Origin of the sequence: Vibrio chagasii (genome assembly GCA_041879415.1) — a bacterium.
Taxonomy (GTDB): domain Bacteria; phylum Pseudomonadota; class Gammaproteobacteria; order Enterobacterales; family Vibrionaceae; genus Vibrio.
The window spans coordinates 1,209,424-1,233,011 of the sequence record CP090852.1; the positions used below are offsets into that span (position 1 = coordinate 1,209,424).

General features: G+C 45.5%; 25 protein-coding genes. 19 read left to right on the top strand and 6 right to left on the bottom strand.

What is annotated here, in order from left to right; all coding sequences use genetic code 11:
- Nucleotides 1-28 precede the first annotated feature (28 nt).
- The 9 genes from L0991_19250 (at nt 29) to maiA (ending at nt 8,612) form a co-directional block, all read left to right on the top strand.
- Nucleotides 29-892, top strand: coding sequence for an alkaline phosphatase family protein (locus L0991_19250; GenBank protein XGB64166.1), 864 nt, complete (start codon nt 29-31; stop codon nt 890-892).
- The gene (locus tag L0991_19255) at nt 889-1,782 is read left to right on the top strand and encodes an ABC transporter permease subunit (GenBank protein XGB64167.1); all 894 of its coding nucleotides are present in this window, start codon (nt 889-891) and stop codon (nt 1,780-1,782) included. The genes L0991_19250 and L0991_19255 overlap by 4 nt, the downstream gene beginning before the upstream one ends.
- On the top strand, nt 1,782-2,567 hold the full coding sequence (locus tag L0991_19260) for an ABC transporter permease (protein XGB64168.1): 786 nt from the start codon (nt 1,782-1,784) through the stop codon (nt 2,565-2,567). The genes L0991_19255 and L0991_19260 overlap by 1 nt, the downstream gene beginning before the upstream one ends.
- The gene (locus tag L0991_19265) at nt 2,567-3,586 is read left to right on the top strand and encodes an ABC transporter ATP-binding protein (GenBank protein ID XGB64169.1); all 1,020 of its coding nucleotides are present in this window, start codon (nt 2,567-2,569) and stop codon (nt 3,584-3,586) included. The genes L0991_19260 and L0991_19265 overlap by 1 nt, the downstream gene beginning before the upstream one ends.
- A 1-nt stretch (nt 3,587) precedes the next feature.
- On the top strand, nt 3,588-4,247 hold the full coding sequence (locus tag L0991_19270) for an HAD-IB family hydrolase (GenBank protein ID XGB64170.1): 660 nt from the start codon (nt 3,588-3,590) through the stop codon (nt 4,245-4,247).
- 380 nt (nt 4,248-4,627) lie between these two features.
- Complete coding sequence (gene hppD, locus L0991_19275) at nt 4,628-5,701, top strand: 4-hydroxyphenylpyruvate dioxygenase (GenBank protein XGB64171.1); 1,074 nt, start codon at nt 4,628-4,630, stop codon at nt 5,699-5,701.
- On the top strand, nt 5,694-6,824 hold the full coding sequence (locus tag L0991_19280) for a homogentisate 1,2-dioxygenase (protein ID XGB64172.1): 1,131 nt from the start codon (nt 5,694-5,696) through the stop codon (nt 6,822-6,824). Before hppD ends, L0991_19280 begins: the two co-directional genes overlap by 8 nt.
- 12 nt (nt 6,825-6,836) lie before the next feature.
- Complete coding sequence (locus L0991_19285; protein ID XGB64173.1) at nt 6,837-7,874, top strand: fumarylacetoacetate hydrolase family protein; 1,038 nt, start codon at nt 6,837-6,839, stop codon at nt 7,872-7,874.
- 54 nt (nt 7,875-7,928) lie between these two features.
- Entirely contained in the window at nt 7,929-8,612 is a 684-nt protein-coding gene (maiA, locus tag L0991_19290; protein XGB64174.1) for a maleylacetoacetate isomerase, read from the top strand.
- An 81-nt stretch (nt 8,613-8,693) separates the two neighbouring features.
- On the opposite strand, the gene L0991_19295 is transcribed toward maiA, so the two are convergent.
- On the bottom strand, nt 8,694-10,679 hold the full coding sequence (locus L0991_19295; GenBank protein XGB64175.1) for an acetoacetate--CoA ligase: 1,986 nt from the start codon (nt 10,677-10,679) through the stop codon (nt 8,694-8,696).
- Nucleotides 10,680-10,878: 199 nt separating this feature from the next.
- Here L0991_19295 and phhA point away from each other — a divergent pair, with 199 nt between their 5' ends.
- From phhA to L0991_19315, 4 genes are all read left to right on the top strand, one after another.
- Nucleotides 10,879-11,673, top strand: a complete 795-nt coding sequence (gene phhA / locus L0991_19300) for a phenylalanine 4-monooxygenase (GenBank protein ID XGB64176.1) — start codon at nt 10,879-10,881, stop codon at nt 11,671-11,673.
- Entirely contained in the window at nt 11,663-12,001 is a 339-nt protein-coding gene (locus L0991_19305; GenBank protein XGB64177.1) for a 4a-hydroxytetrahydrobiopterin dehydratase, read from the top strand. The genes phhA and L0991_19305 overlap by 11 nt, the downstream gene beginning before the upstream one ends.
- A gap of 252 nt (nt 12,002-12,253) precedes the next feature.
- On the top strand, nt 12,254-12,463 hold the full coding sequence (locus tag L0991_19310) for a DUF3283 family protein (protein XGB64178.1): 210 nt from the start codon (nt 12,254-12,256) through the stop codon (nt 12,461-12,463).
- A 96-nt stretch (nt 12,464-12,559) separates the two neighbouring features.
- A complete protein-coding gene (locus tag L0991_19315; protein XGB64179.1) occupies nt 12,560-13,276 on the top strand; it encodes a YebC/PmpR family DNA-binding transcriptional regulator in 717 nt (238 codons plus the stop codon).
- Nucleotides 13,277-13,405: 129 nt separating this feature from the next.
- On the opposite strand, the gene L0991_19320 is transcribed toward L0991_19315, so the two are convergent.
- Nucleotides 13,406-13,636: a DUF2798 domain-containing protein gene (locus tag L0991_19320; protein XGB64180.1), complete on the bottom strand. Its 231-nt coding sequence runs from the start codon at nt 13,634-13,636 to the stop codon at nt 13,406-13,408.
- An 84-nt stretch (nt 13,637-13,720) separates the two neighbouring features.
- Here L0991_19320 and L0991_19325 point away from each other — a divergent pair, with 84 nt between their 5' ends.
- The 3 genes from L0991_19325 to L0991_19335 all read left to right on the top strand — a co-directional run bounded on the left by L0991_19325 (nt 13,721) and on the right by L0991_19335 (nt 16,766).
- Complete coding sequence (locus tag L0991_19325) at nt 13,721-14,620, top strand: LysR family transcriptional regulator (protein ID XGB64181.1); 900 nt, start codon at nt 13,721-13,723, stop codon at nt 14,618-14,620.
- Nucleotides 14,621-14,636: 16 nt separating this feature from the next.
- Nucleotides 14,637-15,512, top strand: coding sequence for an NAD(P)-dependent oxidoreductase (locus tag L0991_19330; protein XGB64182.1), 876 nt, complete (start codon nt 14,637-14,639; stop codon nt 15,510-15,512).
- A 294-nt stretch (nt 15,513-15,806) separates the two neighbouring features.
- Nucleotides 15,807-16,766, top strand: a complete 960-nt coding sequence (locus L0991_19335) for a DUF3187 family protein (GenBank protein XGB64183.1) — start codon at nt 15,807-15,809, stop codon at nt 16,764-16,766.
- A gap of 184 nt (nt 16,767-16,950) precedes the next feature.
- On the opposite strand, the gene L0991_19340 is transcribed toward L0991_19335, so the two are convergent.
- The 4 genes from L0991_19340 to L0991_19355 all read right to left on the bottom strand — a co-directional run bounded on the left by L0991_19340 (nt 16,951) and on the right by L0991_19355 (nt 20,961).
- Nucleotides 16,951-17,931: an MBL fold metallo-hydrolase gene (locus L0991_19340; protein XGB64184.1), complete on the bottom strand. Its 981-nt coding sequence runs from the start codon at nt 17,929-17,931 to the stop codon at nt 16,951-16,953.
- Between the two features lie 163 nt (nt 17,932-18,094).
- On the bottom strand, nt 18,095-18,790 hold the full coding sequence (locus tag L0991_19345) for a pirin family protein (GenBank protein XGB64185.1): 696 nt from the start codon (nt 18,788-18,790) through the stop codon (nt 18,095-18,097).
- A gap of 76 nt (nt 18,791-18,866) precedes the next feature.
- Nucleotides 18,867-19,784 carry an alpha/beta hydrolase gene (locus tag L0991_19350; GenBank protein ID XGB64186.1) on the bottom strand — a complete coding sequence of 306 codons (918 nt, stop codon included), beginning with the start codon at nt 19,782-19,784 and terminating at the stop codon, nt 18,867-18,869.
- 226 nt (nt 19,785-20,010) lie between these two features.
- Nucleotides 20,011-20,961 carry a glutathione S-transferase family protein gene (locus tag L0991_19355; GenBank protein XGB64187.1) on the bottom strand — a complete coding sequence of 317 codons (951 nt, stop codon included), beginning with the start codon at nt 20,959-20,961 and terminating at the stop codon, nt 20,011-20,013.
- A 228-nt stretch (nt 20,962-21,189) separates the two neighbouring features.
- Between L0991_19355 and L0991_19360 the strand changes: the two genes are divergently transcribed.
- From L0991_19360 to L0991_19370, 3 genes are all read left to right on the top strand, one after another.
- Nucleotides 21,190-21,819 carry a nitroreductase family protein gene (locus L0991_19360; protein ID XGB64188.1) on the top strand — a complete coding sequence of 210 codons (630 nt, stop codon included), beginning with the start codon at nt 21,190-21,192 and terminating at the stop codon, nt 21,817-21,819.
- Between the two features lie 121 nt (nt 21,820-21,940).
- Nucleotides 21,941-22,975, top strand: coding sequence for a DUF2860 domain-containing protein (locus L0991_19365; GenBank protein ID XGB64189.1), 1,035 nt, complete (start codon nt 21,941-21,943; stop codon nt 22,973-22,975).
- A gap of 77 nt (nt 22,976-23,052) precedes the next feature.
- A complete protein-coding gene (locus L0991_19370) occupies nt 23,053-23,559 on the top strand; it encodes a porin family protein (protein ID XGB64190.1) in 507 nt (168 codons plus the stop codon).
- The last annotated feature ends 29 nt before the right edge of the window (nt 23,560-23,588 follow it).

Here is a 23,588-nt window from a genome sequence, read left to right on the forward strand (position 1 = left end):
ATTCAAAACAAGCAACAGAGAATAGACCATGAGCAATAAGGTTATCCTTGTTGTTCTAGATGGACTTAATTATCAGGTAGCCCGTGATTGCATGGGCTACCTGAACGGTCTTCTAGAACTGAGTGATCTTCAGAAAAAACAAGGCGACTCGCTAAATGTGAGCACGCCAAAACACAAGCTTCGCGCCACACTTTACCCAATGCAGTGTGAGCTGCCGTCCATGTCACGTCCACTGTATGAATGCATCTTAACCGGAGTTCGCCCCGTTGAGAGTGGCATCGTTAACAATCAAATTGTGCGTTTATCGAATCACGAATCTATTTTTAGCTTGGCCAAGTTACAGGGCAAAGTAACAGCTGCCGCAGCCTATCACTGGGTGAGTGAGCTGTATAACCGAGCGCCATTTGATGCGGTGCGTGATCGCTTTACCAACGACGAAACCATGAACATTCAACATGGCTGTTTCTACCATTGGGACCACTACCCAGATGAAGCCTTGTTCTTGGATGCTGAGCATTTGCGTGTAACCCATCAGCCGGACTTCTTGCTGATTCACCCAATGAACATTGACGACATGGGTCACAAGCACGGGTTGGACTCTCGCCAATACCGTAATAGTGCACGTGGCGCGGATATCTACCTGTCGAACTACCTTGAGAAATGGGTGGACGATGGTTATCAGGTGATCATCACCAGTGACCACGGCATGAACAATGACTTATCACACGGTGGCATTCTTCCTGAAGAGCGTGAAGTGCCATTCTTTGTGATTGGCGATAAGTTCACACACCAAGCCTGTTCAGTAAAACAGACTGACATCTGCGGCAGTGTGTGTCAGCTACTCAACCTTGAACACGATAAATCTTACACTCAGGAATTGTTGGCCCTATGAGCAGTTCTGTAATCACTCAGAGCGATGGCTCTGTCCTTAAACCTCAAACCAAATCTTGGTTCAAACGCTTCAAGCCCGCTTTGTGGCTTGCGCCTTTCGCCCTGTTTTTCTACTTGTTCCAACTGGCTCCTATGGTTTGGGTGCTGATCAACAGCTTCTTCTACGATGATGAGCTTTCCTTAGAAAACTACTCTGAAGTATTCGACTCTGCCTTCATGGTGCAGGCCTTTGGCAACAGTTTATGGCTGTCGGTTTGGTCGAGTATCTTTGGTTTGGCGATTGCGACTCTGCTCGTCTCTTCATTGCGCCGTGTCGACTCTAAAATCCGCGACGCGGTGATCGCCTTCACCAACATGAGCAGCAACTTCTCGGGGGTGCCCCTGTCGTTCGCCTTCATCATCATCTTAGGCACCAACGGTGCAATCACCTTATTGCTCAAGCAGTACGGATTGTTGGGAGACTTCGACTTGTACGGCAAGTGGGGCTTGCTGGCGATTTATGTCTACTTCCAGATCCCATTGGCGGTGTTGTTGCTGTATCCAGCGTTTGATGCCCTTAGCGACGACTGGCAAGCCGCCTCAGCACTGCTTGGTGCGAAAACCTGGCAATACTGGACCAAAGTTGCGCTTCCTGTGCTGTCTCCAGCTTTATTTGGCACCTTCATCATCTTGATTGCTAATGCGATTGGCGCCTATGCGAGCGTGTACGCGTTAACCTCGGGTAACTACAACGTGATTACGATTCGAATCGCGAGCTTGGTATCGGGCGATTTGTTCCTAGAACCTAATCTAGCTGCGGCAATTTCCGTGATTTTGATGGCGATGCTTGCGTTCATCACCGTGATTAACCAATGGCTGATCAGCAAAAGCTACGCAGGGAAGAGAAAGTAATGAACACCGCAAATACTCACTTTCATAAAACTGTGGTCTATTCGATCGTTGGCATCATGATGATCCCGATCTTAGCGACCTTCATCTACTCGATCTCGTCGCGTTGGGGCGCCACGATCCTGCCTGATGGCTTTACTTTGGATTGGTACATCAACCTGCTGACGGATCCTCGCTTCTTACAAGCCTTTGGCCGTTCACTGTTTATTTGTATAGCAGCATTATCATTGAGTGTGGTGTTGATTCTGCCTGCGATTTTTGTGGTGTTTTACTATTTCCCGAAACTCGACAAGGTCATGAATATCATGATCTTATTGCCGTTCGCAGTGCCGCCAGTGGTGTCGTCGGTAGGTTTGCTTCAGCTGTATGCCGATAGCGAAATTGCTTTGATAGGCACGCCGTGGATTTTGATTGGTACTTACTTCACCATCGCGTTGCCATTCATGTATCGCGCGATTGCCAACAGCTTTGAAGCAATCAACTTGCACGACTTGATGGACGCGGCTCACCTGCTCGGTGCAAGCACCACTAAGGCGTTTTTGTTGATTATTTTGCCAAACCTTAAAAAAGGCTTAATGGCGTCACTGTTCTTGTCGTTCTCGTTCCTACTAGGCGAATTCGTGTTTGCCAATATCTTGGTTGGTACACGTTACGAGACACTGCAAATCTACCTATACAACATGCGTCAAACCAGCGGTCACTTCACGTCAGCCCTTGTGATGACGTACTTCCTGTTTATTTTCTTACTGACTTGGTTGGCAAGTCGTTTCAGCCAAGGAACCAAATAATGAGCTACGTAAATGCGAAAAACCTGACCAAGCGTTTTGGTGACAACACAGTATTTGAAGACATTGAATTCTCCATCGAGAAGGGGGAATTCATCACGCTGCTTGGTCCAAGTGGCTGTGGTAAATCAACGCTACTGCGTAGCTTGGCAGGCTTGAATCCGGTCGATGGTGGCGAGATTTGGGTGAATGGAGAAGAGATTACTCACCAAGTGCCGCAAGAGCGTGGCATCGGCATGGTGTTTCAATCTTATGCTCTGTTCCCGAACATGACGGTTGAGGGCAACATTGCGTTTGGCCTTAAAATGAAAAAGCTGGCTGCTGACGAAATCAAGCACGAAGTCGCGAAAGTGATTGGGCTGGTGGACTTATCGGGCAAAGAGAAGTTCTACCCGCATCAATTATCAGGTGGTCAGCGTCAGCGTGTAGCATTGGCTAGAGCCTTGGTGGTCAAGCCGCGTATTCTATTGCTTGATGAACCACTTTCAGCGCTGGATGCGAAGATTCGTAAACATCTGCGCCAACAGATCCGAGACATTCAAAAAGAAATGAATCTGACCACGATCTTCGTGACTCATGATCAAGAAGAAGCGATGATCATGTCTGACCGTATCTTCCTGATGAATAAAGGCGAGATCGTCCAAGCCGGCACACCCGAAGAGATCTACACTCAACCAGCTAATGAGTTTGTGGCAGGATTCATGGGGCACTACAACTTGGTACAAGCGAACAAGGCTAAGCAGCTGTTTAATATTGAAACCGAGTGGAAGGTGGCGATTCGACCTGAATCTATCTACGTTAAAGAGCAAGGTCGACAATATGGTGAACACATCTCTGCGCCGAAAACCGGCACTATTCGTAACCACCAACTGTTGGGCAATGTGATTCGCTACCAAGTGGATGTCGACGAGTGTGAGCTGACGGTCGACCTGCTTAACCGTTCTTCTGAACGACTGTTAGCAAATGGCAGCCAACTTGAACTCCTGTTTAACCTTAACGAAATTCAACCAGTGAGAGCCTAAGATGTTCAAACCTTTGTATGTATTTGATATGGACGAAACGTTGATCAATGCCGATGCAGCGATGCTCTGGAATGAATTCTTGGTTGAAAAGGGCATTGCTACAGCGCCGAACTTTATTGAAGAAGACCAGCGCTTAATGGGCTTGTATTCGGAAGGTCAGCTGAACATGGAAGACTACCTCACGTTCGCTATGGAGCCACTGGCTGACATGCCAACTGAGCAAGTCAGCGCTTTGGTTGAAGAGTGTGTTGAGCAGCATATTTTACCTAAGCAGTTCAAACAGTCGAAACCATTGATAGAGCAGCTGGAGCGTGACGATATCGACATGTTGATCATCTCAGCCAGCGTCACTTTCCTAGTAGAAGCGGTCGGTCGCAAGATTGGTATCGAGAACGCACTCGGTATCGATTTGGTCGAAAATCAAGGACGTTTTACTTCTCAAATATTAGGCGTGCCGAGCTACCGAGAAGGTAAAGTCACCCGTTTGAAAGAGTGGTTAGACAATCAAGAAACTAACTATTCAGACATTCACTTTTATACCGATTCAATCAACGACTTACCTTTGTGTGACCACGCTGACTTTGCGTATTTAGTGAACCCATGCCCGCGTTTGAAAGCACTGGCCGATCAACCGAATTGGTCGATTCTAAACTGGGATTAAAGTGAATCTTTAAATTCGAATTCTCTTCGTTTTAGAACTTATCAAGCCGCTGACTACAGCGGCTTTTTTCCTCATCAGTCTAATGTTCGACTTATCACCTTAGCTCACAAAAGCTTGTATGTAACAATTCAATAACATCTCTTGCTTACCTGTAAATCAAACCACCATCTTTCAATCCCTTGATAGCGCTCACTTTCTTGTGTTTAGAGTTTGTGTGTAACAAATATTTTACAAATTGACGGGTTTTTAGCGTGATTGTCCATTTCTCTTCATCCATTCCAATCTGTCGGCTTGTGGGCCAAATTTAATTAAGGACAAAAAACACACAACCATTTCATAAAAAACGTAACACAAGACCGATAGGTACAAGGAGAAAGTTCATGGTGGAGTCATACAACCCGCTTGGTACGGATGGATTTGAGTTTGTTGAATACACAGCTGTCGACCACAAGGGAATTGAGCAACTTAAAGCGCTGTTTGTGTCACTTGGTTTTGCCGAGATTGCTAAGCACCGTTCAAAAGAGGCTTGGCTTTATCGACAAGGTGACATCAACTTTATTGTCAATGAACAACCACACAGCCAAGCTGAAGCGTTCGCTAAAGTTCACGGCCCATCGGTGTGTGGCATGGCGTTTCGTGTTAACGATGCAACCACGGCAATGACGCAGGCGTCTAACGGTGGTGGTGAAGAGTACAAAACAGAAATCGGGCCAATGGAGCTGAGCATTCCTGCCATTTATGGCATTGGTGAAAGTTTGCTTTATTTCGTAGACCGTTACGGCAAGCAGAGCATCTATGATGTTGATTTCCGATTCTATGACGATGCGGAAGAGCGCATGGCAAAAGCTGATGTAGGCCTCTACGAGATCGATCACCTTACGCACAACGTGAAACAAGGCAATATGGACCTGTGGTCTGGTTTTTATGAGCGTATCGGTAACTTCCGCGAGATTCGTTACTTTGATATCGAAGGTAAGCTGACAGGCCTTGTGAGCCGCGCAATGACTTCCCCATGTGGCAAAATACGCATCCCTATCAATGAGTCTTCAGACGACAAATCACAAATTGAAGAGTTCATCCGCGAATACAACGGTGAAGGCATTCAACACATTGCACTCGCTACGGATGACATCTACAAAACAGTGAAAACCCTACGTGATCGCGGTATGGACTTTATGCCAACGCCAGATACTTACTATGAGAAAGTTGACGAGCGCGTTAAAGGCCACGGGGAAGATACCGACCTGCTACGCGACCTACGCGTTTTGATTGATGGTGCACCGACGAAAGACGGCATCTTGCTGCAAATTTTCACACAGACGGTAATCGGGCCTGTGTTCTTTGAAATCATTCAGCGTAAAGGCAACGAAGGTTTTGGTGAAGGCAACTTCAAGGCGCTGTTTGAATCGATTGAAGAGGACCAGATTCGTCGAGGAGTATTAGACGATGCATAAATGGATCTCGTTTCCTCATCGGGAGGGGGTGTGCTCTAAACAAGCGCATGCTGATTTCCCCGAAGAGGCTATCTATGAGCGAGAGGCGGGCCGAAGTGGTTTCTTCGGCCCTGCGGCTCACTTTCATCACCAACATGCGCCGACAGGTTGGTCTGAGTGGGAGGGCGACTTACGCCCTCGCGCTTTTGATTTTACGCTGGTGGAAAAAGCCAGTCAGATAACCCCTTGGGCTGTGCCTCATCTTTTGCACAACGCGGACTGCAAAATTCGCGTATGGCGCATGGATGAGAAGATGGATTTCTTGGTACGTAACTCCGATGGCGATGAGCTACTGTTCATTCACCAAGGCAGCGCTGATCTCTATTGCGACTATGGTCATTTAGAGGTGAATGAAGGGGATTACGTGATGATCCCGCGCTCAACCAATTGGCGCTTGGAGCCAAACGAACCAATGTTCATCCTGATGATTGAGAACACCGACGCGGCTTACTCATTGCCAGAAAAAGGCATGGTTGGTAATCATGCGGTGTTTGATCCTGCGGTTCTTGAAATCCCATCGATTAATGATCAATTCCGCGCTCAGTATTCAGAAGAGCAAACCCAAGTGCAGGTGAAACGCCACGACAAAGTCAGTGTGATCACTTATCCATTCAATCCTTTAGACGCAATTGGCTGGCATGGTGACTTGGCGGTAGTGAAAGTGAATTGGCGAGATATCAGACCGCTGATGTCACATCGCTACCACTTGCCACCGTCTGCACATACTACCTTTGTTGGGGCAGGCTTTGTGGTGTGCACCTTTGTACCACGACCGATTGAGAGCGATCCCGGTGCGCTGAAAGTGCCGTTCTATCACAACAATGACGACTACGATGAAGTGCTTTTCTATCACGCAGGTGACTTCTTTAGCCGCGATAACATTGAAGCGGGTATGGTGACCTTCCATCCTGCGGGCTTCACTCATGGGCCTCACCCGAAAGCTTTTAAGGCTGGGCAAGCGTATAAGAAAAAGTTTACCGACGAAGTGGCGGTGATGATCGATACACGCCACGCGCTGCAGTTCTCTGACGAACTCGATAGCGTTGAGAACAAAGAATATGTCTACAGTTGGCAAGAGAAGTAAGGGGCAACAAGGATGAAATTAGCAACCAAGAAAAATGGTACTCGCGACGGTCTATTGATGGTCGTGAGTAGAGATCTCAAACAGTGTGTGCCAGCGACGGAAATTTTCCACGCGATGCATCTGACGCCAACTATGCAAGTCGCCTTGGATAACTGGGACAGTGTTGCATCTCAGTTAGAGGAGTTATACAACTCACTCAATACTGGCCATGTGACAGGCAGTGAAGTGTTTGCACCTCAATATTGTGAATCGCCTCTGCCACGCGCTTATCAATGGGCAGATGGCAGCGCGTATGTAAACCACGTTGAGCTGGTGCGTAAGGCTCGTGGTGCTGAAATGCCAGAAAGCTTCTGGGTTGATCCGCTTATGTATCAAGGCGGCTCAGATGCGTTTATTGGTCCGCGAGACAATATCGAATTTGCCAGTGACGAATGGGGTATCGATTTCGAGGGTGAAGTCGCCGTTGTCACCGGAGATGTGCCGATGGGGGCCAGTGCCAAGCAGGCGCATGATTCGATTCGTCTGCTAATGTTGGTGAATGATGTGTCGCTGCGTGGTTTGATTCCGGCTGAGCTCGCCAAGGGCTTTGGTTTCTTCCAGTCTAAGCCCTCTTCAGCGTTTTCTCCGGTTGCCGTTACGCCTGATGAGCTGGGTGAACAGTGGAAAGGGAGCAAGGTGCACCTGCCACTGACTTCAACTTACAACGACACGCCTTTTGGTTGCCCGAATGCCGGTGTCGACATGACCTTCAATTTCGCGGAGCTGATTGTCCATGCTGCGAAGACTCGTCCACTGTCGGCTGGTGCGATCATTGGCTCTGGCACGGTATCGAACAAGCAAGGCACTGATCACGGTACCTCGATTGCGGAAGGCGGTGTGGGCTACTCGTGCATTGCTGAAGTACGCATGATAGAGACGATTCGTGATGGTAAGCCGTCGACTCAATTCATGTCGTTTGGTGATTCGATTCGTCTAGAGATGTTCGATGCCGCTGGTGACTCGATCTTTGGCGCGATTGACCAAAAAGTCAGTCAATATCGACCACGCTAGTGATAGCGACAAGAGCAAAGCGATAGAGATGAATAGTATGGACAAGGGCTCTTTATGAACAAGAAGATCACACTCTATGGTTATTGGCGCTCTTCCGCAGCCTATCGAGTGCGTATTGGGTTGAACCTAAAGCAACTTAGCTATGAGTCTAAATCGGTGCATTTGGTGCGTAATGGCGGCGAGCAGCACGATCCACAATATCGCGAACTCAATTCCAGTGAATTAGTGCCCGTGCTGGTGGATGGTGACGTTCAACTCAATCAGTCGCTGACAATTTTACAATACTTGGATGAAAGCTATTTGTATGAGAGCAGTCCAGACACCCTGTTGATCCCTGAGCAAACACCACTGCGTTACCAAGCGCTGGCGATGGCTCAGGATATTGCGATGGAAATTCACCCTCTCAATAACCTGCGCGTGTTGCAGTATTTGGAGCGAGAATTGTCGTGTGAACAAGAAGCGAAAATGGATTGGCTTCATTATTGGATGAGCCAGGGTTTCCATGCTTTAGAAGAGAAGCTGGCGAAGCACAGAAAAGTGCACGGCGACTCGGTATATAGCCTCACGGATTCACCTTGTATCGTCGATATTTGCTTAGTGCCGCAAGTCTACAATGCGCTACGCTTTGATGTGGATATGTCGCCTTATCCGCTGATCAACTCGATTGTTGCAGCGTGTAACCAGTTGCCTGCGTTTATTGATGCGATGCCAGAGAATCAGGCGGATGCGAACGTATAGCTCAGATTAAGCCCAATGGCTGTTAAGAGTAGAAAGCCCTCCACGATGTTCACTCGTGAAGGGCTTTTTTTTTTCAAGTTCTTAAAGCGAAATCACACGCTTGATCTCATTGAGCACATCCGCATTGGCTATTGCACCGATGTTCTCAACGGGTTTGCCATTTACCACCTGTTTCACTGCCAGCTCTACCAGTTTTCCTGAACGTGTTTTTGGCACGTCGCTGATAGTAAAAATTTGGCTTGGTACATGCCTAGGTGAACAAGAGGATTTGAGCTTGTGCTTAATGGCGGCCAATAGTGTTTCATTTAGAACCACACCTTGCTGCAGTTGAACGAACAACCAAATTTGCTCATTGCGTTCGACATCTTTACCGACGGCGATGGAATCTATGATGCCCTCAATGGTGTTCACTTGTTGGTAGATCTCAGCAGTACCAATACGCACACCTCCAGGGTTGAGCGTGGTGTCGCCTCGCCCGTAGAACAGATAACCGCCATGCACGCTCTGTGCGACCTCGTCACCGTGGTGCCATACATTTTCGAACCTGTCCCAATAAGTGCTGTGATAGCGCTCTCCTGTGTCATTCCAGAAGCCAACTGGGAAGTTTGGGAGGGAATTCGTGCACACCAGTTCACCACGTTCCTGATCGACTTTATGGCCCGTTGAATTGAACACCTTAATGTCGACGCCAAGCCCTGCCTGTTGGCACTCGCCGCGATACACTGGCGAGATAGGATTACCTAACACAAAGCATCCGCAAATATCCGTGCCGCCAGAAATGGATGCTAAATGCAGGTCTTGTTTGATGTGTTTGTAAACGTAATCAAATTGCTCTGGGTAAAGCACAGAACCCGTTGAACACAGAGTTCTTAAATGAGGTAGAGAGTGACTGTCGATAGGCGAGATCTCTGCCTTCTCAATCGCTTCTAAATACTTGGCAGATGTACCAAACAGCGACACATCGGCACGCTGTGCTAAGTCCCACAGCACATTGGTTTGCGGATAAACTGGGCTGCCATCAAAGATCACCAAACACGCACCGCTGGCAAGCGCAGAGACGTGCCAGTTCCACATCATCCAACCACAGGTGGTGTAGTAGAACACGCGATCGTTCGGCTTAACATCGCTATGCAGTTGATGCTCTTTTAGGTGGTTAATGATGGTGCCACCAACAGAATGCACTATGCACTTTGGCTTACCTGTGGTTCCAGAAGAGTAGAGCACAAACAGCGGCTCATTGAAGCCGATTCGCACAAATCGAACAAGCTGTGGCTGGTAATGATTGATGATGTTGTGCCAGCTTTGCAGCGACACGTCGTGCTCAAAATCGTTCTTTTTTGAATAGCCGATCTGACACACTTGTTTTAGCTCGCTGAGATGCTCAATGATGGCGCTGTTCTTGTCAGCCATATCAAATGTTTTACCATTGAAGGTGTAGCCATCGCAGGTGAATAGCACCTTGGGTTTAACTTGGCCAAACCGCTCAATAACACTCTCAACGCCAAAATCAGGTGAGGTTGACGTCCAAATTGCTCCCAAGCTGGTGGTCGCGAGCATGGCTATCACGGTTTGTGGCAGGTAGGGCGTATATGCAGCAACCACATCACCTTGCCCGACACCGCTATCAACAAGCCATTGCTGAACGTTGGAGACAGCTTCACATAGGGCTTTCCATGTGTAACTCTGCTGCTCACCCCGTTCATTCTCAAACCAAATCGCGTGCTGGGCAGGCATGGTTTGCGCTAAGCGCAGCAAGTTCTCGGCATAGTTTACTTGCGCATTCGGAAACCAAACTGCATCACGATTCGATTTAGGCTGCTGCCAACGGCTCTCACCTTGTGTTTTGACGTCATCCCCTTGCGAGCCAACCACGCCACAAAACTGCCATACGTTTTGCCAAAACGATTCCGGCTGATCCACAGACCATTGATGGAGTTCGGCGTAGCTTTGTATGCCTCTCTTTGGGTTTAACTCAGAGAGATTAAGGCTGTCGATAAATCGGGTTAAGTTGGCATTAGCGATACGCTGATCGCTAGGCTGCCAAACTGACTTGTTGCTTTTGTGCATTCCTTTACCTTTAACAAAAAGTTAACGATTTCAGTCTGGTATTTAGGATTTACAAAGTCAAAAGATCAGCAAAATAAGGGTATGGCGGGGTTGTGTAAATAAAATGTTACACGATCTGGGTTTTGGAAAAATAGAGCAAATTGGCGCTTATAAGGAGTGGAGATAGGCTTAAAGGGAGACATTCGAAAGGAGGTACGTAATGACTCAATATCATTCTAAGCCCGTGAGCCAAGAGGGATGGGTTGAGTGGAGCCTCGAAGAAGACGCCATTTGGCACGACTTGGTGACAAGGCAACTGGACGTCATTAATGACCGCGCTTGTGAAGCCTATTTACACGGATTAACGCTGCTTGATCTGCCATTAGATAGAGTTCCTCAACTCCCTGAGATAAACAAAGTGTTAAAAGAAACAACAGGTTGGCAGGTAGAGCCGGTGCCCGCCTTGATAGATTTCGATCGTTTTTTTGATCTGCTTGCGAATAAGAAGTTTCCCGTCGCGACGTTTCTGAGAACGCGAGACGAGTTTGATTACCTACAAGAGCCTGACTTTTTCCATGAGATTTTTGGTCACTGTGCCATGCTCACTAATCCTGATTTTGCTGCGTTCACTGAGCATTATGGAAAACTGGGTCAAGCGGCTACGTCTAAGCAGCGGGGTTATCTTGCCCGTTTGTATTGGTTTACGGTTGAGTTCGGATTAGTAAAAGAGGGCGATAGATTGAAAATCTACGGCGGCGGCATTCTCTCTTCTCCAGCAGAAACTAATTATGCGCTGGAAGGGGATTTGGCTGTTCGTGAGCGTTTTGATTTACAAACGGTGCTAAGAACGCCTTACCGCATCGACATCATGCAACCGAAATATTATGTGATTAATGACTTAGCTGAGCTATTTCAAATCAGCCAAGAAAACCTGTTACAGCAAGCTGATCTCGCGATTGATGCGGGGTTACTACCACCACTTTTTGAACCCAAGGAACCGACACATGTTGAATGAATTAAAATGCGAAGCCTGCAGTATCGATGCGATTGCCCTGACTAAAGATGAACAACAGTCGCTATTGTTGGAGTTGTCTGATTGGCAAGTCATCGAAAGAGACGGCATCCCACAGCTTGAAAAGGTATACAAGTTTAAGAACTACAAACAAGCATGGGCATTCAGCAATAAAGTGTCAGAGTTGGCAGAAGAAGAGTTCCATCATCCTTCTATCCTATTGGAGTGGGGTAAAGTCACCGTCACTTGGTGGAGTCACTCAATCAAAGGTCTCCACAAAAATGACTTCATCTGTGCTTCACGCTGCGATGCATTCGCAGTGAGTGAATAGTCTTTCTGAGCTGGAGAAGTACTTCTCTAGTCATTGTGATTCGAATACCTCATTATTCGGCTCATTTGGTGAGTCGAATAAGTGATACTTTCTCATCAAGGGGCATAAGTTCTCTTAAACTAGCTTGACCTGCATCAGCGACTTGCCTGGTTTCTTGTCTCATAAATCCTTTCTGCTACTCATAGTATTGGTTTTATGAGGCTGCTCTATGATATATTTCTCGGCCAAGTGTATTACAGACGAAGGCGACTAATGTCTATCAACCTTTCACTCCTTCCACCCAGCGAGAAAAACAAAATCGAACTGGATAAGCAGGCATCGTTTCTAGTATGGAAATTGAAGCAGGCTAAATGTGGCCCAGAAGCCATTGTTGAAGAAGCAATGAAGCTCGGTGACCCAGATGAAAAGGCGTGGTTTGAACAGTCTGTAGAAAAATACAAACGAGTAATGGGCGTCGCATAACCGCAGACAAACCTTGCTCAGCAAAGCTGTAGAATTGAAATGACACAGTAATTTGCTAGAATTTGCCCCGTTAATTGAATCAGAGAGAAGATCCCGATGGGAAGAAGTTTTGAAGTGCGCAAAGCCTCAATGGCTAAAACTGCTGGCGCAAAAATTAAAGTTTATTCCAAATACGGTAAAGAAATTTACATGTGTGCGAAGAATGGTGGTTCAGATCCAGACATGAACCTGTCGCTTAAGCACCTTATTGCTAAAGCGAAGAAAGACCAAGTTCCTGCACACGTTATCGACAAAGCGATCGACAAAGCAAACGGCGGCGGTGGTGAAGACTACGCACCAGCTCGTTACGAAGGCTTTGGCCCTGGCGGCACAAGCGTAATCGTTGACTGTCTAACTGACAACGGCAACCGTACTTTCCAAGACGTTCGCCAATGTTTCGTTAAAACTGGCGCGAAAATCGGTGTTGAAGGTTCTGTTTCTCACATGTTCGCTCACCAAGCTGTATTCCAGTTCAAAGGTGAAGATGACGAGATCATCCTAGAAACACTAATGATGGACGATGTAGACGTAACAGATGTTGAGCTAGAAGATGGTGTAATCACTGTATTCGCTCCAACAACTGAGTTCTTCAAAACTAAGACTGCACTAACTAACGCGTTCCCTGAGCTAGTTCTAGATGTTGAGGAAATCACTTTCGTTCCTCAAACTATGACGCCAGTAGCGGAAGAAGATTCTGAGAAGTTCCAGAAGTTCCTAGACCTTCTTGATGACTGTGATGACGTTCAGCAGGTATACCACAACGCTGAGCTGTAATTTTTACAGTTACAATAGTTAATAAAAAACCGAGCCTAGTGCTCGGTTTTTTTATGCTTTGAGTATTGATCAAGCCTTGATCATCGTTCCGTATTTTTGCCAACAAAGAGCCCGTTGATATAGCGCTGATTAGCAAAGCGTGCGCGGTCGACAAATCCACTCAGATAGCTTTCGAATCAAAGGGAGTACTGTGAGGTTCAGCACAATGGCACACGGCCAAGCAAGAAAGAAGCTTTGTAACCAGACTGGCGGCCAATCGTGGCTGAATCCCATTTTATAGCCAGAAATTAACCCAGACATGATGGTTGCCATGGTGAGTGAGGATAAAATCGCGGTTACCCAAAATTGTTTTTTGCTCATCTATGTTTCTCCCGTGATTTTCTGTAACTGATGAGATAAGGTTACAACTATCCATTAATGAGAAAAATAGGCATAAATAGAAGTATGAATTCCATATTCGGAAACATTGACGATCTATTCCTGTTTTGTACTGTGGTTGAAGAGGGCTCGTTGCTGTCGGCATCGAAGCGGCTTCAACTGCCTGTATCGACTATGTCACGCCGATTAACCGCTTTAGAAGAGCGTTTGAGCATTCGCTTGTTAGAAAAGAAGGGTAGGGAACTGGTAGCGACGAAAGATGGCGAGGCGGCCTTTGCAGCGCTGAGTAGTGGCATGGAGTCTCTTCATCAAGGTTTTAGTAGCCTGCTTGAAGAACGTGATGCCATTCAAGGCAAGATTAAACTCGCAGTCCCTCATAATTTCTATAGTGGTTTTCTTCGCCCGACTGTCGAGCAATACCTTACTCAATATCCAAATGTGCAGCTCAATCTGATTTTGAGCCAGCAACAAGTGGTGCCTCAAACCGACCGTGATTTGTTGATCACGTTTCAAATTTCCGACATGGACGGCATGATCGCTCGACCATTGTTTAAAGCGAAACATGGCTTTTTTGCAAGCCAAGCCTATTTAGATTCGCGTGGACCGATCGTTAAACCAGAGGATCTTGAACATCAAGACTGGATTAACGTTGATGATGTGTTTGATATGCCGCTCTACAAAGCGGGTCATCTGGAACAGATGGTGACGATCAAACCCAAGTTTATTGTGAACGATATTCATGCTGTCGCGGCGGCAGCGCAAAAGGGGCTGGGTATCGCTTCGCTGCCTTTTCGTCATGTGTATCCGGTAATGAATCTGGTTCAAGTGCTCCCTGAGTACCATCGGGGTGATCGCCAAGCGTATTTAGTGTACAAAGAAAGAAAATATCAGCCGAAGGCTTTAACTCTGCTTATTGAGGCGTTAATTAAAAGCGTTCAGTCGTTCCATAGCGATGAGCTGAGTTAAACAAAAGGAGAAAGAAATGAAAGTAAGTTTTATCGGGTTAGGCGTTATGGGTTTCCCAATGGCAGGACACCTAGTCAAAGCCGGTTTCGAGGTAACGGTATTTAATCGTACTCACAGCAAAGCATTGGACTGGGCTGAAAAGCACCAAGGTAAAGCCGCTGAGAGCGTTGCTGAGTGTGTGGCAGAAGCCGATGTTGTGCTGGTATGTGTGGGTAACGATGATGACGTACGCAGCATGACAATCAGCGAAACAGGTGCATTGGCCGCTATGAAGTCAAACGCGATTCTTGTTGATCACACTACAACGTCTGCAATCCTTGCTGAAGAACTTGAAGTCGCAGCGAAAGAAGCGGGTATTCGCTTTATGGATGCACCAGTGTCTGGTGGCCAAGCGGGTGCAGAAAACGGCGTGTTAACGATCATGTGTGGTGGTGAACAAGAGCTATTTAACGACCTTCAACCTGTGTTCGAAGCTTACGGTAAATCGTCGGTTCTGATGGGGAAAGTCGGTCAAGGCCAACGTGCGAAAATGGTTAACCAGATCTGCATTGCTGGTGTGTTGAATGGCTTATCTGAAGGCTTAGTGCTTGCTGAAAAATCAGGCTTGGATATCCCAACTCTGGTTGATTGCCTTAAAAACGGCGCTGCTGGTTCGTGGCAGATGGAAAATCGTGCTACGACAATGGCGCAAGACAAGTTCGACTTCGGCTTTGCCATTGACTGGATGATCAAAGACTTAGGTTTCTGCCTAGATGAAGCTGAGCGCCAAGGCATTCAACTTCCATTGACGGAAAAGACTAACAACGCATACAAGGCTCTTTCTGCACAAGGTGAAGGCCGCATGGATACTTCAGTATTGATGAAAGCTGTGGTTGAAGAGACAAAGAAGTAGAAAGATAGAAGTAATAGAAGCTTCGTTTAGATAACTAAAAATAGCCGCTAATCAGTGGCTATTTTTGTTTATGAGCTTAATCACTGCCAGTCAGCATCCTACCAGTTACACCTTCCCAACCATGGAAAAGTTATTTGCTTTTCCGGCGTCTAATCATTTTTTGACCAATCAATATAATTTCTCATCTCAAAGGCCACGTAAGTAGATCTTCAAGGTGGTTTTTACAGACTTAATCGATCCACTTAAGGTTTTTTATAGGGAGATAAAGCACCTGTTCACATACCGAGATGAGCCATGAATACAAGACTTCTTCCGATAGCCACTGCTTTACTTTCTTTGCCACTGACGCTTCATGCAGCAAGTGATATCGCTAAACCTTTACGCACTGCTGCGTCTTCCCCTTTTCAATCGACTAGACTTTCTACACAACTAGAATCTGCCTTTAAAGAGCAGCAATCTGAGTTCTATTTTACTAACTCAGCCTCGAGTATTTGGGCGCAGAGTGATAAGTACTCCCTAGATTACTATCAGAGCAACATGACGGTTGGAATGAAACTCGCTACGGGAGAGAAGTTCACGACTGGAATTGAATACCAATATACGTGGGCAAACGACAATGGTTTGGACTCTTTTGTTATGGATTTCCATGATTTGTTTGGAGTTGGCCAAAACGGTCGTGATGAGGTTGAAGAAGATGGTTTTCATGTTTCAAGCCAATACTATGGTGTTCAGTTAGATGACTTCGAAGATGAAAACTTGGTGAGTGCTCTAAAGATGGAACTTCAATACCACTGGTATCAATCAGAAACGGATGCTTTATCTATGTCGGGTCTTGTTTACTTCGACCAGCCAGATGAGGACTCCTTTCGCTCAGACGCTTTTGAATATGGCTTTCAGCTTAACTACAGCAAGTTGGTCAACAAACACAGCTTTCACTCAACTTTCGGCGTCATTAAGCGTAGTGATGCCTCGGATTTAGAGTCGATTGATATTGTAAATGTCACCGCGGAACTTGGCTTAGGGTATGTTTATGCGTTGTCTGAACATCATCACTTCATCTCTGAATATTATATCTTTCAAGGTGCTCTTGATGATAACAGTGCATTCTCAAAACCTTCACAAGAAGTGACATTAGGGTATCGATACAACTTTGTCGAGATTGGAGCGGTAGAGTTATCGATGACGGAAAATATAGGTAATATGGATAACTCGACAGATATTATGTTTACTCTTGGTTTTAGGTTGTTTATTTAATATCTAAGTGGAAGAAAAATAAAACCCCAAGATGCTTATCTTGGGGTTTTATTTTATGTTTATTAAATTTCTATTTCGCTATTTATTTTCGAGTGTGTCTTTATAAATAATACTGGCTGAAATAAAAAAGCAGAGTACTTGGTTATTGTGCTCTGCTTTCTTATTACTCGCTATCGATGTGATATTACCAGTTTCCTCGGCGATGATTCTCTACCCAGCGTTGCATGCCTACAATATTTCGGAATGCCATAACGTCGTAGCCAGTCCAAGATTTTACTTCGTCACTGAACTTAACGTTTCTCCATAGCTGATCCCATGTCATACCTTGACGGTTTAGATCGAGGACTTGTTGGTGTAGGTCCACTAAATACTCACGCAGAGCGATTTGATTTTCTTTGTTTGATAGCCAGTAGTGACCAACATCCATAACTTCAACGTCTTGCTCAATCACCCAGTCTAGAGTGTCAATCCAACCCGTGTAGTAGAAATCAAGGAAGTCTGAGTAGGGCATAGTTTGCGCCTGACAGATATCTGTACACTGCATCGCTTTGTATTTTGGGAAATAAACCAAAGTAAGGCTATCTGAGTGGCTAGGTGCTACACGTTTTAAGTAGATTTCCTCGCCACCGACGTTGAGTGTCATATCATCATCAAAAACAATGTCAGGAAGTGGTACATCGAGCTTCTCACCGATGATCGGCTCAATAGCTCGCTTGTTAGCGACAATCGTTGCTCCATCTTCTTTAAACACATTGGTTCCGAGTATGTGGTCGGCATGTGCGTGAGTGTAGATTACATAGGCCACTTTCTTGCCAAAGCGCTGTTGTATCTCTTCGTTTAGCCACTTGGCCGTAGCAGTCATTGCTGGGTCAATCACTACCACGCCTTCTTCAGTGTCTAATACAAAGCCAGAATGAACAGCGAGGCCATTGCCTGATGTGTGTCGGTACAAATTACCTCTCACGTGCTCCAATGAGTGATCAATGTTCTTAATTGAAACATCGGTAAAATCATGAAGGACAGTATGATCATGAGGTAAATGGATAGAGTTCTCATAGCCGTGAGAATGGGGTGTGTTATCTTCATTCGTATGAGCTGCGGCAGTAAAAGCCGTTGCAATTAAAGCCGTGGTTACGAATGCTTTGGTTATTGAGTTAAATTTCACTTCTATCTCCTGAATTAATACGTAGCACTAAAATGATACTTTTCCGTGCTTTCAGGTATATTAGATAATAAATACTCTTATGTTATTAGACGGTTTTATTGGGAATGTTATTCCTAAATTTAGGAATATAAAAAACCAGGGTATGAACACCCTGGTTTTATTATTATGGTAAGTCGAAAAACAGAGCCATGACTCTTTGATGACCATTATTATTGATTGATAAGTTTGTTTCGGAGCTTATTTTCACTCCGTCACCTTCATTAACCTGAATATTATTTACTTGCATAGTGCCAGAGATTAAATGAATAAACCCGTGACGCTCTTTAGATAAGGGTACGGTGATACTTTCGTTTGGCTCAAGGATTAGCTGATACATAGTGGCATCTTGCTTAATCTTTAAGGTGCGATTTTCTCCTGTTGGAGTCACGATCGGCGTAAGCCCAGAATCACTGCTAAACGCTTGCTGCTGATAAGATGGTTTACCTCCTGACTGGTTAGGCTCAATCCATATTTGCATGAAGCGCAAAGGGCTAGATTCAAGTCCATTATACTCACCATGCGAAATCCCCTTACCCGCTGACATCAGCTGATATTCGCCCTCGACTAAGCGCTTCACGTTCCCTTGATTGTCTTTGTGTTCGATAACCCCTTCCAACACCAAACTAATGATTTCCATGTTTTTGTGAGAATGGGTAGCAAACCCTTTCCCTGGAGCAACAACATCATCATTGAGCACTCGTAATGAAGAAAAGCCCATATGCTGAGGATCATAGTAGTTACCCACAGAGAACGTATTTCGGCTATATAACCAACCCCAATCGTTAACCCCACGGTCTTGCGACTTTCTTATTTCAATCATAATTTTTCTCTGTATTACTGTTTTCGACATAAAAAAACGGATGGCAAAAGGGCCATCCGTTTATTGAAATACGGGATTACTTAGATTCGACTTCTTCTAAGAACTCTTCTAAAACTTCGTTGAACTGTTCAGGGCGTTCCCAGAACATCGCGTGCTTACCAAAGTAAGATGCAGAAGCGTTTGGTGTGTTCTTCTCAATCCATTTTTCTGCTACTGGTTTCCATTCATCACGAATGACCCAAGACATTGGTTTTTCGGCATCGAACTGCTGTGCATCGGCTGTGTAATCTAGGTAGAAACCTGTTGCGTTAAGGGTTGCACCTGCTGACGCTGAAGTTTGGTGCGCCATATCTTTCCAGAATTTCACTGCTTCTTTGTTTTCAGTGTCTTCTAACATCCACGGTACGAACACATCGATAAGGCCACTCTTGTCTTCAAGGATTGTGGTTGTAGACCAGTTTGAACGACCATCAGAGTCATCACGCAGGTACCAGGTAAAGTCTGCGTAGCTTTCGCTTGCGATTTTTGGAGACGCATCGATAAGCATTAGGCCGTTTAGATTGTCGTCGCCGAATTGATTCACATAAGACAGAGTCTCTGCGACACCATATGACCAGCCCACCAGTGTTACGTCTTTAAGGTCTAGTTTTTCCATGAATGCCGCTAAATCACGACCGTGCTGCATGTAGGTGTTACCTTCCATAGTCTTTGTTGAAAGGCCTTGGCTACGTGGAGAGTAAGCAATTGCTGTGTACTCATCAGAGCCTTCAAAATGCGCTAATTGCTTTTCAAATGCGTTTGCTGACATTAACCAGCCAGGAGTAAAGACGATGGTTTTGTCGCCGTGACCTGCCGTTTCATAGTGCATAGTCAGCTCTGGGCTGATTTTTACATATTCAGCTTGAGCAGCTGTTGCCCCTAGCGCCATTGCGCCAAGTAGTAGGCCTTTACCAAGAATGCTGATAGTTGATGCTGCTAATGGTGTCTTTTTCATGTGAACCTCGATTCAATTTTTATTTGAAAGTGCTTTACCGAAAATGTCGGTAATTCGTCGAACGGGGTGCATTAAACCGCAAGCTGTGATGTTTGATTAGACGGTTAAATTCGAAAATACTTTCCTAAAAATGGAATAATCGTGGCGAGTACTTTTCATCCATCGAATTGAAATACAAAAAAAGCCCCATCGAACAAATCGACAGGGCTTAGGCAATAATCATCTTTTATTTAAGTGATTTATCTCGGTTGTGTGGGCTCCAGAGATCTAACTCTGGGCCTGCTGGAATAATCTGACTTGGGTTGATCATGGTGTGGCTAAAATAATAGTGCCGTTTGATGTGAAAGAAGTTTGTCACTTCATCAACACCAGGGTACTGATAAAGCTCTTTCAGATAGTTTTGCAGATTAGGGTAATCCGCAATGCGCTGTTTATTGCATTTAAAGTGACCAACGTAAACAGCATCAAAACGAACTAGAGTAACGAAAAGTCGCCAGTCTGCTTCCGTTAATTGATTGCCAAGCAAGTAACGATTTCGACTCAAATGTGATTCGATTTTGTCCAGTGAGTCGAATAGGTTGTCATAAGCTTCTTCATAGGCGGGTTGAGTCGTGGCTAGACCGCAACGATAGACACCATTATTGATGTTTGGATAGATAAAGTTATTCCAGTATTCAATTTCGCTGCGTAAGCTCTCTGGGAAGTAGTCGTCAGTGTTGCCAGTTAACTTATTGAATTCGCAGTTGAACATGCGAATGATTTCTGAAGACTCATTACTCACTATCGTGTGTGTTTTTTTATCCCAAAGTACAGGAACGGTGACACGACCTGTGTAGTCTTTTTTAGCGTGCGTATAAATTTGATGCAGGTGTGTATAGCCGTAATTGGGCTCTGGTTTACACATTGTCCAACCTTCAGACAACATATCGGGCGTCACGACAGTCACGCTAATATGCTCTTCTAATCCCTTTAGTTTCAGAAAGATCAAAGTGCGATGTGCCCAAGGACAGGCATAAGACACGTACAGGTGGTAGCGCCCGGACTCTGGTTGAAAGCGGTGGCTGGCATCATCTTTGATCCAGTCTCGAAAGCCCGCGTCTTCTCGTATAAAACGGCCGCCATTTGCTTTGGTTTCATAGCCAATGTCGAACCATTTTCCTTCAATTAGTTTTCCCATCTTTATTTTTCCTCTTTGAATGAAGAGCGCTATTAGAAAGGAAAACCATGATGAGATTTAGAGCTGAGATTAGGAAAGATTTTTCCATATTTAGGAATATGCACTTTTCTAAATTTGGAAAAGTCATTTCAAAAAACACCCTCTAATCAAGTCCAAAGTTTATCCATAAACTTGCTCCCGAAATCACTTACGGCCCCAGAGGCTTGAATAACAACCGGGAGACATTCCATGTTTTTTAAACGCAAACCATCCACTTTAGAGGCTATCAATGCTCGTCGTTCTATTAGTAACTTTGATCCGCTACAGGGCATCAACCAAGAGACCATCGACAAGCTAGTTCAGCACGCGACGAAAGCACCGACTGCTTTTAATGTTCAGAATTGGCATTTTGTTGCGGTTCACTCAGCAAAGCAAAAAGAGAAGTTGAAAGGCTTGGCTTATGGGCAGCAAAAAGTCGAAGACGCGGCTGTGACATTCATTGTTTCTGGCCTTTTAGAGCCTCAAAACCTGATTGCTCGCTCACTAGAAGCCTCTCAGCAAAACGAAGTACTTTCCCCTGAAATGGTTGAAGGCTGGATTGGTGCTGTCACCAATATGTACGCCAATAACCCAACACTCCAGCGTGATGAAGCCATTCGTTCAGCTTCTTTAGGGGCGATGACCATGATGCTGGCAGCAGAAGAGATGGGCATGGTGTCTTGTCCAATGATTGGTTTTGACCCTGATGCGGTTAAGAAGGAGTTTCAGCTTCCAGACACTGCCGTTCCAGCCATGCTAATTCCGATCGGCTTCGAAGGCGAAGATAACTGGCCACAAAAACCACGTTTAAGCATCGAAGATGTCCTGAAAATTGTTTAGCACATCACGCTAACTCAAATGCCAATCACATTGGTTGGCAACTTCTTAAACTCTTATGCGCGCTGCACTTAATGATTACTGAGTCAGTGGGCGAAACGTTGTGAAATTTCTAAAGATGAAAATGACAAAACTGACTCGTGCATTGTTGATTGCGACGTGTATGACTTCTGCTGCAACGCATGCCGCTTCTTTTAACACGATTCCGAAAGAATCAGGCTTCAACGGCTTTGTATTAGTGGGTGGAACCTTCACCAATTTTTCTAGCAACATTGTTGCGGGTAACTCTCTTACCCATGTCGACCACGAATCGACGAACGGATTAAACGAAGAGCCCTCTTCAGAGAATGGCGTCTCAGGCGTCTTAACTGGTGAGCTCAATTACACCTTTGCAGATCAAGGCCTCCAAATTTATGTCGGTAATGAGCTTGAAGATGTGCTGCGTTACGACCTCGCGACCAAGTTTGGTGTGCGTAAAGACCTTAATGGCAATGGTATCGCGCGTGTCGCTTATATCACGTCAGGTGTACTCCCAACACATGTATATGAAGACCCTTTCAATGTAGAAAGTACAACGGAAGCAGACCGAGACATGCAAGGCGTTCAGTTCGGCTTGGATGACATTTTTAAGAGTGGGGTGAATATTGAATTCTCTCTGAAAGATGTCGATGTTGAGGATGAAAAGTCAGGTCAGTCGCTTGTTGAATCCAATTTGATTGAAGCTGACGAGCAGAACCTATTGAAGCGAACTGGCATCACGCGAACGGCAAAAGTGAGTTATTCACACTCATTTTCAAGTGCTCATCATATCGAACCTGAGTTTGTGGTTGAGCGAGCAGATAAAGATGGCAGTGCAATAGCTCACGATAGGTACGGAGCTTCATTGTCTTACCTCTATTTAAAAGGACGTTTTAGCTTAGTTGGGCAGCTTGCCTACAGCCATAGTGAATATGACGAAATAAGCCCGATTTGGGGTATGGATGAAGTGGGCGACAACAACATCAGCGCAGCATCACTTGTGGTGTCTTATGCCAAGCCATTTGGTTGGGAAGACACATCATTCGTTACGTCTTTGGCCTATGCAAACGAGAACTCAAATATCGACTTTTACGATGCGCATATCGCTACTGCCTCTATGGGCATGCTGTATCAATTTTAAGGATTTTGCTCATAAGAGCAGACCTACATTTCTGGAGCGTAAAGCTCACAAACAACGACTTATTTAGGTAATTAAACATGAAAAACCAACTAACTCTTATTTCTTTGATCATTGCAACGTCATTAGCACCAACGCTTGCGAGTGCATCAATCGATGTCGAACCGTTCCTCGGTATGGGTACGGGAATGAACATCGATCGAGTAGACAGTGATAATGATCTGAGCGGCGCCATTCAGCTGCGTGCGGGTGTGACCCTTGAAGAGAATCACCGCTTGATGCTGTCTTACCAATATTCAGATGAGCTTGAGCAAAATAACTACCTAGCGTCATACGACTATCTGTATCCCGTTTATTCGAACGTAAAACTGTTCGCAGGTGCCTCTGCGGGTATTTCTGATAGCAAGCTGGGCCATAGCCACGAAAGTGAGTCAGTATGGGGTGGGCAAATGGGCGCGGTTTATGAGTTCGATGATGCATGGTCACTAGAGCTCGCATATCGCTACCTTGATCAGGACAATCAAGCGGGCGGTGAGTCATTAGATTCTACTCAACAACTGTCAGCATCTGTCGACTTTAAGTTCTAGTTATTGTTGTGACTAAGCCATTCAAAAGT

Excerpts from the sequence above, each read along its gene's own strand:
- maiA (XGB64174.1), top strand. The coding sequence starts at position 7,929 with ATGAACAAGAAGATCACACTCTATGGTTATTGGCGCTCTTCCGCAGCC.
- phhA (XGB64176.1), top strand. The coding sequence starts at position 10,879 with ATGACTCAATATCATTCTAAGCCCGTGAGCCAAGAGGGATGGGTTGAG.
- L0991_19265 (XGB64169.1), top strand. The coding sequence starts at position 2,567 with ATGAGCTACGTAAATGCGAAAAACCTGACCAAGCGTTTTGGTGACAAC.
- L0991_19270 (XGB64170.1), top strand. The coding sequence starts at position 3,588 with ATGTTCAAACCTTTGTATGTATTTGATATGGACGAAACGTTGATCAAT.
- L0991_19370 (XGB64190.1), top strand. The coding sequence starts at position 23,053 with ATGAAAAACCAACTAACTCTTATTTCTTTGATCATTGCAACGTCATTA.
- L0991_19320 (XGB64180.1), bottom strand. The coding sequence starts at position 13,636 with ATGAGCAAAAAACAATTTTGGGTAACCGCGATTTTATCCTCACTCACC.
- L0991_19295 (XGB64175.1), bottom strand. The coding sequence starts at position 10,679 with ATGCACAAAAGCAACAAGTCAGTTTGGCAGCCTAGCGATCAGCGTATC.
- L0991_19330 (XGB64182.1), top strand. The coding sequence starts at position 14,637 with ATGAAAGTAAGTTTTATCGGGTTAGGCGTTATGGGTTTCCCAATGGCA.
- L0991_19280 (XGB64172.1), top strand. The coding sequence starts at position 5,694 with ATGCATAAATGGATCTCGTTTCCTCATCGGGAGGGGGTGTGCTCTAAA.
- L0991_19260 (XGB64168.1), top strand. The coding sequence starts at position 1,782 with ATGAACACCGCAAATACTCACTTTCATAAAACTGTGGTCTATTCGATC.
- L0991_19250 (XGB64166.1), top strand. The coding sequence starts at position 29 with ATGAGCAATAAGGTTATCCTTGTTGTTCTAGATGGACTTAATTATCAG.
- L0991_19360 (XGB64188.1), top strand. The coding sequence starts at position 21,190 with ATGTTTTTTAAACGCAAACCATCCACTTTAGAGGCTATCAATGCTCGT.
- hppD (XGB64171.1), top strand. The coding sequence starts at position 4,628 with ATGGTGGAGTCATACAACCCGCTTGGTACGGATGGATTTGAGTTTGTT.
- L0991_19350 (XGB64186.1), bottom strand. The coding sequence starts at position 19,784 with ATGAAAAAGACACCATTAGCAGCATCAACTATCAGCATTCTTGGTAAA.
- L0991_19355 (XGB64187.1), bottom strand. The coding sequence starts at position 20,961 with ATGGGAAAACTAATTGAAGGAAAATGGTTCGACATTGGCTATGAAACC.
- L0991_19310 (XGB64178.1), top strand. The coding sequence starts at position 12,254 with ATGTCTATCAACCTTTCACTCCTTCCACCCAGCGAGAAAAACAAAATC.
- L0991_19345 (XGB64185.1), bottom strand. The coding sequence starts at position 18,790 with ATGATTGAAATAAGAAAGTCGCAAGACCGTGGGGTTAACGATTGGGGT.
- L0991_19255 (XGB64167.1), top strand. The coding sequence starts at position 889 with ATGAGCAGTTCTGTAATCACTCAGAGCGATGGCTCTGTCCTTAAACCT.
- L0991_19305 (XGB64177.1), top strand. The coding sequence starts at position 11,663 with ATGTTGAATGAATTAAAATGCGAAGCCTGCAGTATCGATGCGATTGCC.
- L0991_19335 (XGB64183.1), top strand. The coding sequence starts at position 15,807 with ATGAATACAAGACTTCTTCCGATAGCCACTGCTTTACTTTCTTTGCCA.
- L0991_19365 (XGB64189.1), top strand. The coding sequence starts at position 21,941 with ATGACAAAACTGACTCGTGCATTGTTGATTGCGACGTGTATGACTTCT.
- L0991_19315 (XGB64179.1), top strand. The coding sequence starts at position 12,560 with ATGGGAAGAAGTTTTGAAGTGCGCAAAGCCTCAATGGCTAAAACTGCT.
- L0991_19325 (XGB64181.1), top strand. The coding sequence starts at position 13,721 with ATGAATTCCATATTCGGAAACATTGACGATCTATTCCTGTTTTGTACT.
- L0991_19285 (XGB64173.1), top strand. The coding sequence starts at position 6,837 with ATGAAATTAGCAACCAAGAAAAATGGTACTCGCGACGGTCTATTGATG.